This window comes from Staphylococcus sp. EG-SA-2 (genome assembly GCF_017152085.1).
In genome coordinates this window covers 1-890 of the sequence record NZ_JACYHC010000948.1, presented here as the reverse complement: position 1 = coordinate 890, position 890 = coordinate 1, and the positions used below count along the sequence as shown (strand labels likewise).

Here is an 890-nt window from a genome sequence, read left to right as displayed (position 1 = left end):
CGCTTTACGTCTTCTTTTGTAATTTGCTCTAATGTGTCTAACGCCCTATTCATTCCGACAAAGACATTGAGCGATTGTTTCGTTCGATCCATATCATCACCAACTTTTTAATTTATTTCGATTTCGAGATAAATTATATAGCTAAATGAATTTAATGTCAAGATACGTGTTTTCATCTTCATTTCAAACTGCGCTTAATAAAAACGACTACATAAATGTGGCAATGTCGTCACATGACTGTCATGCACCTTTGACTTCGTTTAAGTTAAAATAGAATAGGGAAATACTATAATCAATCATGATAGGAGTTGATATGTATGAGTAACCTTGAAATTAAACAAGGCGAGAACAAATTCTATATTGGTGATGATGAAAATCATGCTTTAGCTGAAATCACATACCGTTTTGTGGATAATAATGAAATTAACATTGATCATACAGGCGTATCTGATGAACTCGGTGGTCAAGGTGTTGGCAAAAAACTAGTTAAAGCAGTTGTTGAACATGCTCGCGAAAATCATTTAAAAATCATTGCCTCGTGTTCATTTGCCAAACATATGTTAGAAAAAGAAGATTCATATCAAGATGTATATCTTGGTTAAATAAATTTTGCGATGGTGCAACTGTGCCATCGCTTTTTATTTGTACGAATCAATATAAAATTGCAAAACGACAAGTTATTTTGCATTTCAAACTTTATGCTATCAATTCATTTTCTTTTCTGGTATACTTTTTATACTAACTTATAGAAAAATAGAAAACAAGGCGATGCATAATGGCATTTCACGATAAAACAGCAACACAAGTGACAAACATTGAACTGAACGTAAGAGACTTAGACTTAATGACAACATTTTACAAAAACATTTTAGGACTATCCGTTAAAAGTT

At 32.0% G+C, this 890-nt stretch carries 1 protein-coding gene and 2 pseudogenes; 2 read left to right on the top strand and 1 reads right to left on the bottom strand.

The features are described 5' to 3' along the window. A pseudogene (locus IDG60_RS16545) lies at positions 1–92 on the bottom strand (MarR family transcriptional regulator); the annotation flags it as partial. 225 nt (positions 93–317) lie between these two features. Here IDG60_RS16545 and IDG60_RS16540 point away from each other — a divergent pair. Both IDG60_RS16540 and IDG60_RS16535 read left to right on the top strand, forming a co-directional pair. Then, positions 318–602, top strand: coding sequence for a GNAT family N-acetyltransferase (locus tag IDG60_RS16540; protein WP_000067112.1), 285 nt, complete (start codon positions 318–320; stop codon positions 600–602). Between the two features lie 173 nt (positions 603–775). Continuing rightward, positions 776–890 (top strand): annotated as a pseudogene (locus IDG60_RS16535) (VOC family protein); the annotation flags it as partial.

Bases quoted from the DNA above. Each gene is read 5' to 3' on its own strand.
- IDG60_RS16540 (WP_000067112.1), top strand. From the start codon at position 318: ATGAGTAACCTTGAAATTAAACAAGGCGAGAACAAATTCTATATTGGT.